Origin of the sequence: Anaerobiospirillum sp. NML120511 (genome assembly GCF_023050955.1) — a bacterium.
Lineage (GTDB): Bacteria > Pseudomonadota > Gammaproteobacteria > Enterobacterales > Succinivibrionaceae > Anaerobiospirillum.
The window spans coordinates 18,042-32,888 of the sequence record NZ_JALKIK010000047.1; the positions used below are offsets into that span (position 1 = coordinate 18,042).

Annotated in this window: 4 protein-coding genes; all 4 read right to left on the bottom strand. The window is 49.1% G+C overall.

Features of this window, described 5'->3' with window-relative positions:
- Positions 1 to 52: 52 nt before the first annotated feature.
- The gene (locus MXE39_RS10930; RefSeq protein WP_246978730.1) at positions 53 to 1,045 is read right to left on the bottom strand and encodes a flagellin; all 993 of its coding nucleotides are present in this window, start codon (positions 1,043 to 1,045) and stop codon (positions 53 to 55) included.
- A gap of 191 nt (positions 1,046 to 1,236) precedes the next feature.
- Positions 1,237 to 2,229, bottom strand: coding sequence for a flagellin (locus MXE39_RS10935; RefSeq protein WP_246978729.1), 993 nt, complete (start codon positions 2,227 to 2,229; stop codon positions 1,237 to 1,239).
- A 443-nt stretch (positions 2,230 to 2,672) separates the two neighbouring features.
- Positions 2,673 to 3,143: a hypothetical protein gene (locus MXE39_RS10940; protein WP_246978728.1), complete on the bottom strand. Its 471-nt coding sequence runs from the start codon at positions 3,141 to 3,143 to the stop codon at positions 2,673 to 2,675.
- 586 nt (positions 3,144 to 3,729) lie between these two features.
- Positions 3,730 to 6,615 carry an FAD-binding and (Fe-S)-binding domain-containing protein gene (locus MXE39_RS10945; protein WP_246978727.1) on the bottom strand — a complete coding sequence of 962 codons (2,886 nt, stop codon included), beginning with the start codon at positions 6,613 to 6,615 and terminating at the stop codon, positions 3,730 to 3,732.
- Between the last annotated feature and the right edge of the window lie 8,232 nt (positions 6,616 to 14,847).

The following is a 14,847-nucleotide window of genomic DNA, read 5'->3' on the forward strand; positions in this document are numbered from 1 at the left end:
AAAAGGCAGGCTTGCGCCTGCCCTGAACGATAAAGAGAAAGAGTTTAATCTGTTAGCGGCCTAACAGGCTCAGCGCGATAGTAGGGCGCTGGTTAGCCTGGGCCAGAACTGTCTGGGAGGCCTGCTGAATGATATTTCCCTGAGTAAGAGCTGCAGTTTCAGCGGCAAAATCTGTGTCTCTGATTCTTGAGCGGGCATCGGCCTCATTTTCTGAAATGCATGCCTGATTACGAATAGCGCTCTCCATTCTGTTCTGTAAAGCGCCAAGACCGGCACGCTTGGAGTCTACAGCCTGAATAACCTTGTCGATGTTTGCAAGAGTATAAGTAGCAAGTGAAGCAGAAGAGATAGTCCAACGAACCTGTGATTTATCTGTACCGTCGATTACAATACCTTTCTGGGCGTCCTTGTTAGCGGCAATATTTTTTGCCTCGCCAAGTCCTGCCATTTTAGCAAGGCCAGACATTGTAAATGCTTCACTCCAACCTAAAGTAAGAGTATCACCAGCGTTAGCACCTACCTGGAATACAACCTTACCGGCATTGGCACTGCCTGCGCTTGGAATAAGACTGGTTGGGTTGTTAAGGTATGAATCTGCACCTTGACCCTTATTAGTTACTCTTGGGCCATTCAGAACAGTAGCGCCAGCGAAAGTGGTCTGGCGAGCAATACGGTTTATTTCCTGGGAGAGCTGGGTTACTTCTTCCTGAAGGGCTTTACGGTCGGAGGCGGAGTTGGTGCCGTTGGCAGACTGGACGGCCAGCACACGGATGCGCTGGAGCATGTTGGTGGTTTCGTCGAGGGCACCTTCGATGGTCTGGGCAAGGGCGATACCGTCGTTGGTGTTACGGTTGCCCTGGTTGAGGCCATTGATCTGAGAAGTCAGACGGTCAGCTATCTGGAGACCGGCTGCATCATCTTTGGCAGAATTGATGCGCAGGCCTGAGGACAGGCGCTGATAGCTGGTATTGAGGTTCAGGGTCGCATTACTGAGCTTTCTTTGAGCATTGATGCTGCTGACGTTCGTATTAACGTAAAGTGCCATATTTCATTCTCTCTCTCTTAAGTCTGTTTTGCCGCATGCGGCAAAAATGGGCAGCTGCAACTGCCTGTCTCTCAAAATTAACTTATGTGTCAAAAAACCAGCAATTTTTACACCAAATTTAATAGGTGTTAAAAAGGCGGGTCTTTGCCCGCCTTGATAAACTTGAGAAAGTAAGAAATTTTGGAAAAGGGTTAGCGGCCCAGCAGACTGAGCGCAATGGTAGGACGCTGGTTAGCCTGGGCCAGAACTGTCTGGGAGGCCTGCTGAATGATATTGCCCTGAGTCAGAGCTGCAGTTTCAGCGGCAAAATCTGTGTCCCTGATTCTTGAGCGGGCATCGGCCTCGTTTTCTGAAATACAGGCCTGATTACGGATAGCGCTCTCCATTCTGTTTTGTAAAGCACCAAGGTTGGCTCTCTTGGAGTCTACTGCCTGAATAACTGCATCAATGTTGGCAAGAGTGTTTGTTGCAAGTGACGCAGCAGATATAGTCCATCGGACCTCTGCCTTAGCGGCATCTGTTGTTCCATCAACTACCAGACCCTTTTGCGCATTCTTATTGGCCGTTATATCAACAGCTGCGCCAAGATTTGCCATTTTAGCCAGACCAGATAGTGTGAATGCATCTGCCCAGTCCATATTCAGAGTATCGCCTGCATTTGCGCCTACCTGGAAGACAATTTTACCGGCATTTGCTGAACCTACGCTTGGAATTAAGCTTGTAGGGTTTTGTAACCAGGCACTACCGTTGTTTTTATCTCGCGGGCCATTGAGCACAGTAGCGCCTGCAAAGGTGGTCTGGCGGGCAATACGGTTGATTTCCTGGGAGAGCTGAGTAACTTCTTCCTGAAGGGCCTTGCGGTCGGAGGCAGAGTTGGTACCGTTGGCAGACTGGACTGCCAGCACACGGATGCGCTGGAGCATGTTGGTGGTTTCGTCGAGGGCACCTTCGATGGTCTGGGCAAGGGCGATACCGTCGTTGGTGTTGCGGTTGCCCTGGTTGAGGCCATTGATCTGTGAGGTGAGACGGTCAGCAATCTGAAGACCGGCTGCGTCATCCTTGGCAGAGTTGATTCTCAGGCCGGAAGAAAGGCGCTGATAGCTGGTATTGAGGTTCAGAGTCGCATTGCTCAGCTTTCTTTGGGCATTGATGCTGCTGACGTTCGTATTAACGTAAAGTGCCATCTTCTTTTCTCTCTTTCTTGCTTTTTAGCCGATGCAACGGCTGGCATAATCAGGCAGATCAGCGCCTGGTTATGAAATGTCAGTGTTGTATGTAGGCACGCAATTTTTACACCATGTTAAATAAATGCAAACAAGAAGGCGGATCGTAAAGATCCGCCTTGAATGATAAAGAGAGTAAGCAAACTTCACCTTACTGCCATTACTGTCTCAGCGCAAGTGCAGGGGCAAGTTTGCCGGGATATATCAAGTCCATCAGAGCAGGATCAATGATTCAGGGCGATGCAGCTCTGATGTCTGTGTTGAGGAGTCCTTGTCCTTGTTCTACCCGTGGACTAAAGCTTTTATCTCTTTGAACGGCCATATTTGTAATCAAACAGCCATGTGGGTCATACGACATTCTTGCAAAACCATGCCACAGCATGGACTCCAGCTTTCCAGAAGTTCTACAGCACCACAAGGCGGCCGCCTTCATTTGCCTCATCCCATGAGCATGGCAGGTAGCCTGCGCGATAGACAGACAGCAGGGAGGTAAAGAATCCCGGGGTCTCAAGCAGGTGCTCGACGCAGGCCCAGGCCAGATCTCTTTTGACGTTGTCGAGCATCTCGTTATCAAGTCCGGTTTCGTTTTCCAGCCCCTCGCGCTCAATAAAGGCACTCCACTTCTCCCAGAGCAGGTCACCAAGGTCCACCGATATCTGCTCGAATACCTTATCAATCTGCTCATCACCAATTTGCTCAACAGCGCTACTCTCAAGAGGCTTAATGTGCTTCATCCAGTGCCTGAGCATAGAAGCGTTCCATACCCCGTCAGCCTCAAAGACCGACTTAATCACGGTGTAGTGGTCAGCGCTTTCTCTGTGTTCGAAAAAGGGAAAAGAACGCAGTTCGCTGATGAACTCTTCAATAGCAGGCACGACTTACTCCTTGGCAGGGTGGCTTACTTATCAAACGAATATATACCCATCAAAGCATGGAGAGTTGCAGGCGCCCGCACCTGACATGAATTAACCGGTGCGTAGATGCAGTAGAACCTCATGGCATGCCATTCTTGCATCATTCTTTAAAAAGCTGATAAATAAGCGGTTTTATTCTCAATAGCAGTAAGCACAAACAGCCTTTGGTTCATGCTGAAGTGCCCACAAATCTGATATATACGGACTTTATGCGTCATATTATGACATATGAGCTTTTTGAGCAAAATCAATCGATGCAACACAATATAACATATTCAATAATTACACAGTAGTGTAAAACTATGGCTGTTCACAGGCATAGAAAAAGGGCCTCCCCTGAAAAAGGAGAGGCCCTTGAAACAACAAATTCAGAACATCGCAGCTACAGCCCCATAGAGCGCGCTACAGCGCGTTTTCTATGGCAGGTGGTACCTGTGCTTATCCGAGAGGATAAAGTGCCCTGGTGAAACGCCTGCGGACCTTTATGAGCTTTTTGAAAACAGGTTGCAGCTGCTGTCCGATTTTGTGCCTGTGTTTGTTACCAGTATTACTCTTTGGCTGAGGCTACCTTGTCTACCAGATAGAGCAGGTTCTGCCAGGCTATATCGCTGTGGGTATTCAGACCAACCTCACAGGTGCTGGAGCTGGAGTAACCACGCTGCAGCTTCGGATTGGCGCGCTGCTCGCCCTCATAGTACTCAGTGAACAGACGCAGGGCGCTGTCATTGAGTTCTGGGCAGTTAAAGCCCTTGTTGCCGGCAAAGCCACAGCATCTGGTGCGCTCGTGGACGTAAACCTTACCGGTGGTACAGGCCTGAGCCACAGCCTTTAAGGAGCTGTCCCACTTGCCCTTGACGGTGGCACACATTGGGTAAATGGCAACATCCTCATCAGTCCTGGTAATGGTGAGGCGATCGAGCAGTACCTTCTCGATAAATACAGGCATATCGTAGAAGTTGAGTGGCTGGCCGTCGATCTTGAGCTTCTTGAGAATTTCGTAGGAGCAGGCAGAGTGGTCGCAAACAACGATGTAGTTGTTGTAGCTGCCGGTAATACCCTTGATGGTATCAATCAGCTCCTGCATCTTGTTTTTCTGAACCTCAGGATAGTCCTTATAGGACTTGCCACAGCACAGGCTCTTGAGCTTCTCAGGATAGATTACGTCGATGCGGGCTTTCTGGCACAGGGTCTCAAAGACATCCTGCAGAGGGCGCTGGTCGAGCTTCTCAAGACGTGGGGCAAACATACGGTTGATACAGGAGGTGAAGTAGAGCACCTTGAGATCGTTGCCAGCCTGAGTCTTGTTTTCGTACTTGCGGATATTGGCCTTAGGCATGGAAACAGGTACGAAAGGAATCTTGAACTTCTGGTTGATTGGACGGCTCAGGTCGCTGAGCTTCTTGTCACCGGCTACCTTCATGGCGGTATTGGTAAATACCAGAGCGGCCTTGGCAAGACCCAGAGTAGTGGCATAGGACTCAGCAGATGCGATGGCAATGGCCTTACGGGCAGGGCTGCGCATCAGAGGCTTGAGAGTCTCTGCAATCCTGGCAGTGTCGATCTCCAGTGGGCATAAGGTAGAACACATGGAGCAGGTGGCACAGGTCTCAATACCGAAGTACTCATAGCCCTTCTTGAGCTCTTCAAGCTGCTGGGTCTCTTCTTCGGTACGGTGATTCATGCTCTCAAGTCGTACGATTTCCTTACGTACGGCAATACGCTGACGTGGGGTCAGGGTGAGCTCACGGCTTGGGCATACTTTTTCGCAGAAGCCGCACTCCATGCACTTGTCGATAAAGGCCTCAACCTCAGAAGAGCCCTTGAAGTTCTTGGAGTGCATGTTCTGGTCATCGGTGATGATGACATCAGGGTTGATAAGGTACTTAGGATCAAATAGCTCCTTGATAGCTACGTTGATGTCATAAGCCTTCTTACCCCACTCACGCTCAACGAATGGAGCTACCATGCGGCCGGTACCGTGCTCAGCCTTGGTAGAACCGTCGAGCTGACATACGGATTCAACCAGGGCTTCCATAAAGCCGGCAAAGCGGGCTGACTCCTTGGCATCGGAGAGGTTAGGGGTAATGATGAAGTGAACGTTACCGGCAAGGGCGTGACCGAAAATAGAGCCCTCGAACTGGTATTCCTTGAACAGACGGGTAATCTCAGCAATACCCTTTGCAAAGTTGTCAGCAGGGTAGCAGACGTCTTCAGTGATAACTACGGTGCCGGATGGACGTAAGGAAGCAGTCAGCGGCAGAATAGACTTACGGATAGTCCAGTTAGACGCCATAACCTTTGGATCGGATACAAAGTTAGTACCGAACATGGATGGAGCAGGCTCAAGCAGGCTGGTAACCTTTGCAATCTTTGCATCAAGAGCTTCCTGGGTGGCATCCTCAAGCTGTACCAGCAGGGCACACTGACCCTCAACAGCAGTCTGAAGCTCGGCAGGGGCACCATCAATGTCCTTTGCAGACTTGAGGCAGGCGTAATCCATGATTTCAGCGGAGCTTACTATGTCCTGATTTTTGGCCAGAATCTTAACTGCTACAGCTGCCTTGTCCAGATCAGGGTAGAACAGCAGAGCACAGGCCTTGAAAGCGCTGTCGCTAATACACTCATACTCAACTCTGGAGGTAAAGCCAAGGGTACCCTCAGAGCCAATAAAGATGTGATTGAGGATGTCTCTGAGCTCAGAGTAATCAAGCAGAGAGTTGATGGAGTAACCGGTTGTGTTCTTAATGGCGAACTTGCGGGCGATCTGGGCACAGAGCTCCTTGTCCTCAAGGATGCTGTTGCGCAGCTTCATGAGGCCCTCAACCATCTCAGGGTGCTTTTGGGCAAAGCTGGCAACGTCCTCACCAGCAGCTGCATTGGCAGAGGTATCCAGTACGGTACCGTCACGCAGAATGACACGTACAGACTTGATGGTGTTGTAGCTGTTCTGCTTGACACCACAGCACATGCCTGAGGAGTTGTTGTTGAAGATACCGCCAATCATGGCATTGTTGATGGTGGCTGGATCAGGACCGATCTTCAGGCCAAAAGGTTTGAGGGCCTCATTAGCCTCACAGCCGATAACACCACAGTCAAGGAAAATGGAGCTGCGGTCATCGCTTACCTTGATCTTCTGCCAGCGGGCATTGGCCAGTACCAGAATGGAGTCAGAGGAGGCCTGACCACTAAGCGAAGTACCGGCAGCACGGAAGGTAACAGGAGTCTCGTACTTGCTGGCCAGACGGTAGATTTCACGGATTTCCTGCTCATCAAAAGCACGGACCACTATGTGGGGAATATAGCGGTAGCAGGAGGCATCAGTGCCGTAGGCAAAACGGCGTAACAAATCAGTATAGACACGATCCTTGAAGGAACTCTGCTGAGCCTCAGCTGCAAAACCATCAAAGTCCAGTTTCAGTGTAACTTTCTGCATAGCAATCTCTTCTTATAAACAGGTACCCGCTGTTGTCAGGCCCCGGTAAGAACTCCAGCCGAAGCCTCAATGGCATAAGCCTCAACAGCTTACAGATACTCCCGAAACTCCTTATATCCGGATAAAGACCTGGCGGTCATACCGCAGCCCCAAAAGCTCAGCGCAACAGCGCCGTGCCCGGGCAAACTATGGTCGGGAGTGGTACATACAGATCCTCGAATAGCGCAAAATTTTAGCAAAGCACCTGAAACGAAATTTTCAGTTGATCACTTTTATTCAACAGGAGACAGGGCTTAATTAAAAAGTATGAAACAGATCGTGTTTTGGTACAGCCAAATGTCACTTTCAGTGCACCTCTGACGTACAAAACAGTAACTAATCTGAGATCACTAAAAAGCCCGTAAATCCGCCCTTGGATCCAAGTTTTACGATGCACAAACGCCGATAAAAAGGTACTTTTGACAGGCACTTTTAGCAGAAAATCACAGCTGCATCATTAACTGAGTCGAAAAGGGTGAAAGGAAGTCATCCACGACGAGGCCAGCAGCTTGCTCCGCACGCCTCCAGATGCTGCAGCGGGCATTTGCACGGTGCCACGGTAATAGAGGGCTCTTCGTTAGAGATGGGGGCTGTCAGGTACAACAGACTTCAGGCAGGTACGGGCAGGCCTCGAAGTTCCGTCGGCGCTGGATTGATGATGATTTTGGCCGGGTGAGACAGGAAAGATGCGGGAAAGGGTGGGCTTTCAAAGCGCGCGTGGAATAGCTTCCGCTCAGTCGGAACTTCAATTGTATGGTAGTCGGAGCGACATGCTTCAGGAGAGTACCGGACAGGAATCGAAGTTCAGGCGGCGCTGTATTGATAGGGATTTTGGTCGTGGTAGACAGGGGACATGGCCCTGAGTGATGGGGCTAAAAGCGCAGGTGGAATAGCTTCCGCTCAGTCGGAACTTCAAAAGTATGGTAGTCGGAGCGACATACTTCAGGAAGGTACAAGACAGGCATCGAAGTTGTTCCAGCGGCGCTGTATTGATGATGATTTTGGCTGGGGTAGACAGAGGTCATGGCCCTGAGTGATGGGGCTAAAAGCGCGAGTGGAATAGCTTCCGCTCAGTCGGAACTTCAAAATTGTGGCAGTCGGAGCGACATACTTCAGTAGGGTACTGGGCAGGCATAGGAGCTTTAGGAGTGCAGCCCTTAAAAGACTATATCGCTGCTCTGACAGGGAGCGGTCCCATAGCAGAGGCAAGACGTGTTATGCAGCCCATTTAAAGTTCTTCTACGCTGTCGGCATGCAGGATGATGCAGGTGGGTTATTCATCATTCCTCGCCTGTTAAGCGCTTCCACTGGGCCGGAACGGAGTTCTTGTGAAGCCCGGCAGGGTACATATATGGGGCAGCCGAGTCACAGGCCCGCAGCGAATGATCGGCCAGCCGAGTACATCAGATATAGCTCAGAGGCCTCTCAGACGCTCATACAGCGCATTACCGTTTAGTACGGGGGCATAATCACCTGGTGCAGAGCACACTCGTAGAGCTGCATACAGGCATCTGTAGCTGAGTTACGGTCATATGCAGTCCCCATATAACCTGTAGACGAGATATCTGGTTCGTAAGCCCATACAGAGTCCGCTATGGTGCGTTCCTAATGTGCCTTACCTGCAGGGGCCATAAGTTAGCAACAGGACCATAATCAAGCGGGTGATAGAGCTCTTATTACGCGGCACACCGGTGGACTTACCTGTACATGGTCAGTAGGGTCGTTACCAGCTGACATATAGAGCTATATAGATTAGAAAGTCATCCCTGATGTTATACAGAGCTAACCGTCCTTAAATCAATCGAATTTTATAAAAGTTAAGTAGAAGAGATCGGACAGGTAAACGTCTAATCCGTGACATGTATCTAGCTTTTGCATATATATGGGATCTGCATCAAGTTTTTCAAATTAGTGTTGTTTTGAGCGATTTTATGAACTGTGCGGCTGTCCTTAGTCAGCTCAGCGGTCGTACAGCAGGGGTATTTTTATGGTGTTTGGGAGGTGGTGAAAGTGGCAGAGTAAATTGTATCTGTTCAGCTTTGAATAATATGTTAAATATTTTGCAGACAGCAAGTTGATCAGGGTAACAAAATAGTGCAAAGCACATATAGAATAACTGCAATATCAAATGGGCCTGATCATGGGGCAGACAGCCCTGGTTGTACAGAATTGACTGTCAGTATGCTCAAGATATTGAGGCCGTCTGTGCGAAGTACAGTGTCACAGTCAATGATACTTTTCTGAACCTTTGGAAGCAGCGCTCGGGGCTCCTTGTAAAACTCTTGAGCCGCCACGAGTGTACTTGCCTGGGACATTTAGACCTTCCTGAGAAGTAACCTCACAGGCTTATTCCGTCTGACCACGCGACTCTGACCGGCCTTTTCGATCCCCTGTAAGTCAGCCAAAAGTGTCACTAAGTGTGATCATGAATTCTCTATGCAAACTAGCATTTCTTTGTAAGCTGCACTGCTCAACAGGGACGCTTGCAGCTCTTAACATGGTCACGTGATGCTCCTTAAGCAGGGCGTGAAAAGCCATCAGTAACACCCTGAATACGTTGCCCTCTGAACTCCTTCACAGGGGGCGTTTGAGCGTGCAAAGAATGAGGCATTTTGCTGCTGCCCGGCAGCTTTTCCAGCGAGGGACAGGCCCAGGCTGCAGCTACTATATATAGCAGGGAAACAGGGTGATAGTGGCCGAATGCCGCCAGCCATACACAGATGTGAAATGGCCCTAAAGTATCAATATTTGTGATCTAAATTTTCTGTGCAAACTGTTCACTTTGCAGGTTAAGCAGATCCTGAGAAGCATGCATGGGCAGGGCGACAGGGGAGACTTTATCCCGCCTGCCTGATTCCATCTTCACACCCTGATACGGGAGGTCACAGCCCTCCTGACCACCTCCAAAACTGGTGCCTCCGGCACTGCTTTGCAAGAACTGCTGCCAGGTCAGGCACACCTGGAAGCCGGCGCCATCAGCGTCAGCTAACTCGCTCAAACCAGTACAACAGTCAGCAAACTGGCACACTTTTTGTCGTCAGACAGTGGAGTTTTTCCGAGCTGGCCCATGGGCTCGATGGCGGTCAGATTGCCCGCAAGACCAGTATCAATACTGTCTCCAGGCGGGACAGCTGTATATGAAAATCTACTGTATTTGTCCTTGCCAGTTTTGGCCCGGCAAGATGCTTCCTTTATATAGAGGAAGAGGCAGATTGCACAGTGGCTGCTGGCCCTCTACAGGGGCACAAAAGCCGGGAGTGTACTCCGTATTTTGCTGACTTGTAATATGCCGATCCCAAAACTCAGTAGTGACCGGCACAGGTCAGAGCAGGGGCTGTAAGGGAGCTGTCACTGCCTCCGTAAAACTCTGAGGTATGGCCTGCTGATCCCTATACAGCAGCAAGCGCCCAAGTCTCAAAATACTGTGTCATGCAAATTTTCTCTATGCAAATAATTTGCGCCTATAGGACTATCTGTCTGAAGAGCAGAGGAGGGGATTACTTGCTGCTCAATGAGCAGGGCAGGGGCAGGCTGGCAGGGGGTAGATATTAGATTCTGTCGATATAACTGAGTGAGTCTGGCCTGCCGGAAAGTCCTCTGTGTCGATCCTTAGTTTGGACAAACTATATAGTATCAATAGCTGAGGGGAAGATCTGATGGGGCCGCTTCATAGTGATCAAATTTGCTCTTCGCGAGCGTCCGATTTGCTGCCCTTCCCCTACCCTGTTTGCCCCTGCCTGTAGCGCTGTTGTCTGGACAAATTTAATAGTACTTTAAGGGTGATTATGTCTGTGCAGCTGCTCTGGGTTCTGTGGATGGAAGATCATGTTGGCGAGGGGAAATCAAGTGTTGCAGGGGCTGTCTGTAACTCTCGTTGTGGGGATTTGTCGAGGAGATCGCATTTTGACTTATTTGATATATTAGCATCTGGTGGCACTGTGTGGTTCCTATAATTGTCATTATGTTAAATTCTCAGGCAGGCGACAGCCCCCTGGGACACAAAGGAAGTGCCCGGGCATGTCAGCCGGTATTAGTCTGCTGCCAGAGACCAGAGCAGAGCGTTAATCAGTACCATGGGCAGAGGCCCAAACTGGACAAATAATATTGTTAAAGTTACGGGCAGCCCGCACGGAGAATGGTCATGCTCCCTCATAACAAATTATTGCTCGTGAACGCCGACTGACATCTGTAATGTCCCTATATAGAGATTGCTCAAGCCGCCGGAAGCAGCTGTCCAGGGCAGAGCTGTAACACTGCCTCTTTACCACTTTATGACCACCTTTCTTAGAGCTGCCGGGCATTAACCTGCTCATGCCGCAGCCCCTGTTTCCTCCTCCCTCTCCCTTCTTTACATACCCAGGATAAGGGAGACTTCCCCAGGCCGATCCCGGTGCTGGCTGCTGTATTACTAATAGTACGTGTCACAACTGACAGATACTGTTACACCAGGATAATTGTCCCAGCTCCCCTGCCACGCTGCCCGTTTTCTGGCTGTGGGCACAGCCCTACTCCCCTGCCCTGATACCTGCCCCACCAGCTGCAAACCCTGGTAATGAAGGACTCTGGACCCTCAATACAGGAGAGCTCAAACTGCCTTTAAGCAGCCAGAAAATTAAGAATACTGGCCTCGGTCATACTCATCGCATTCCCCAGCTACAGCCCTGCATTCTGCTTTTAATCCCGCCCTGTTCAGGTCAGAACTGCCCTTTTCAGTCCCGCCTGTTGAGTCCAATGAAAATGAATATTTACCGTTTAAACTACTCCCACGGCTATTGGCTGATGGTCTGCCAGCAGCGCACTTGACCTGTCTTTCCATTGCAGTCAGAGCAGGCCTGCCAGTACTGATGCACAATATTGGAACTTAACTTACATGCTGCAGGTAAAATTAATTTGAGGCCATAAAGCAGGGCTGATGCAGGCTTGTAATCTCCGTCATACTGGTTCTCTGACTCACCTGCTGCATACCCTGTTCGCCCCTCTTTTCTGAGGGCTCATTGTGAACCTTAAGGCCATGATCAGCTGCCTTCCACACTGCTTTCGGCAGCTCTCGCCATTGATTGAAGCTGTACCTTAAAGGGCCCATTTATCCATTGCACATATGCTTTGTACAGCTCAAATATCCTTACCATATGTCACAGACATTTGACACTGAACAGCTTTACATTATGGTACATATGCAGGCTTGTTCAGAGGTAAAGGAGAGTACGCAGCTGCCATCAAGAGGCTGAGTATAGCCGTCACGATGTTCAGGATCAGCCCTGTTATAGATACTGAAAATCAGGGTACAGCAGAGGCACAAACCAGGCCTCTGCCATACCCCATGAGCTGTTATCTTCCCCACCTGGCTACCGGTGTTAAGGGCCCTGCTGCATGGCAGACGACAGGCCCTGTCAGTCAGCTCTACACCATGTTCAGGTGACCATATTGCTACTTCTCAAGCACATTTGCATACAGCAAAATGCTCGTCACATGATCACAGTTATCTGGTACTGTCCAGGTAGAGCGCGACCCCTGATTTGAGCAGTTAACGTTAGACTTAAGAACCCCAATGCAGTCACGAATCAGGGATTATGCCGCCCCTCACCAGTCCCGTTTCATGTGGTATTGAGGCTGAACCAGGGGATGCGAGGACAGCCAATTGACCCATTCATGCTCCAACTTACCCCCTGTAAGTAATTTGCATTTATGTCATCAGCCCTGTTATTTGCACGACTTCTACAGCTGCATCACGCCCAATATAGCCCCTGTATGAGACAGCTCTGCCAGGGCCATAAATGAATGTGATGGCTGGTTTTAAGGAGCTAAAGCTGTCCTTAGTAATCAGCAGAACTGCTGTTCAGTATCAAAAATGCACTATTATGCCCCATTTATGCACTTAATTGATGCATCTGTTCTTTTATAATTACAGTACTGTGTAAATACAGAATATGTTAAATTAGACGGAGTTTTTGGACCCTGTTTTTGCTCACTTTCTTGCTATCGCCATGAGAAAAACGACTGCTGCAGCCTTTAAAAAGCGGCAGTTAAAGGTACTTCAAGACAGATAAATGGCTCTGGTCTTATGATGTATCAAGATTTTATAGAAATGTTACGTTAAACCTTATAAATACGCGGTTTACAGGAATCAAATCAGTTATCTTTGTAACATGTGCTGTTTTGAGAGATTTAAAACAGGTGTCGGCTATATCTACACGTCAAATCGCTCAAAACAACACGGATAAAAATATGGTATATGTGCCATCAAAATCACGACTGATACAATAACATTATTGCCAGGGAGCATGGGCCTGTTAAGTTATCCAGACACACTGTTTGGATACACTGTTCAGCACGTCAGGTACTGTCATGCAGCCCCGGAAATTGCCTCTTGCTGGGCAGGTAAGCTATGCCTGTACTGTTTATGCGGAGCAGGTCTGCCTGTCCGTCAGGCCCCTCTTTTGTAATCTGAGCTTCAAATGGACAAGATGCTCCCACGGGGGCTGATACCGCAGACGCCTGTGCCAGACTTAAGGCTCCTGTCGGAACTCCGAAGGCTGTTTCCTGTTTAAGTACCTGATTACATCTGGCTCCCTAACCAGACCATGCAGCTGCCAGGTCAATCCTGCCTGCCTCCTTTGGCAGAGCCGTTCTCTGCGTCTGGCTTTGCGACTGGTGCCTCACCCGTGGCTGATACAGATGCAGATGCAGATCTGATACTGTCCATTTGAGCTGCATACGCCTTCATTCTCTCCCCTGTCTTTATGATGTTTTGAGCATGCTGTTGCAGCTGTATATATGGTCTGCTCTCTGAGTTCCTGTGTTTTTTAGCTGTAAACATGTGCTTTCTCCGTTGCGGTCTCTAATATCGAACTTGCTATATTATCTACGCCTGTAAATCGATCACTGTGAGCCGACCGCTATAAACCAATCGCTGTGGTTCGACCGTTTGAACCAACCACTATAATCCGACCGCGATGAACCAATCACTGTGAACCTGCCGCAATGAACCAGTCACTGTAAGCCGACAGCTGTTAAACGATCTCACTGCCCCTCGCACTGCCTGTATCAGGCATGCAAGCCTGGACGGGTTGTGACAGGGCATTCCTTCACAACTGCCCAGCCCCTGGTTGATGCAAATGCATACAGGCCACTGACAATGTCAATTGCAAATCCTAATATACTGCGGCCTTCTGACAAGTGCGGCCAGTCACACAAATCGCAGCAGACGCACAGAGTTCGTGACATTACAACAAAAAGGCAGCCCGAGGCTGCCCTTGTATATTACCAGTGAAACTCACCCTGACCCTTCAGGCAGAGACCTGCTGCTACGTGCTTATGCGGGCTGCTCTATGCGATGAGGCTGAATAAGGTGAGAACCTCACCCCTGTCTCTGGAAACGGATTTAATATCGGTATCTCTAAATACCGCTATATCCTCAATTTCTCCCACTTCAGACAGAGCCCTCACCATGCATAGTAGCAAAGCTGATGACCTTGTTTTCATTATTGAATCGTCTCGGGCTTCAGCCTGGACCTGGGGCTTATCTTCGGCTTCAGCCTCTGCAAAGCCCTAAGATGAAGCCTGACCTTGATGTGGACTTTGGGAATAACTTGTCCCTGTTAACATCGAAAATTCAGGGCCGCCCGTCACAGCATAAAGTGGATCACTGTGATATACAATGATTTGATTTTGCTGAGCCGGCCAGCCTGTTTCTTATATGCCTTATCGAGAAATTGATTAATAGAAGTAAATGTTCGATCCGTACTAAATTTTCAGGAGCTGGATAACGCCCGTCGCAGGAATACCCCTCATAAACAGAAATTCATGCCTTATTGAGCTGATTTGTGCTGCATAAGGTACTTAAATATTACTGACCATATAAGATCCATCTCATGTAGCCATCTTGTATCCAAAACAGCATATGATCCTGCTTTGAAAACTGTTAGGCCGGGTTTAACTGTAGCGGCATGTACCTGCTGTTATAGCCATGAAAGATGGCTCAGGAAAATATCGTAAAACAAGATACAGATCATGGTTATAAGCTCATATTCCTGGTAATCTAACCACTGGTACCCCAGGCTGCATAAAGACCTGAACCTGGTGTATCAGAACCAGCCCGGCTGTATGTTCATCAGCCGCTCAGCACAAAGTTTCATTCAACTTTTGGAGGCTTTTTGAGTACTGAATCTTCCTCAGGAACAAGTGGGGCAGCAG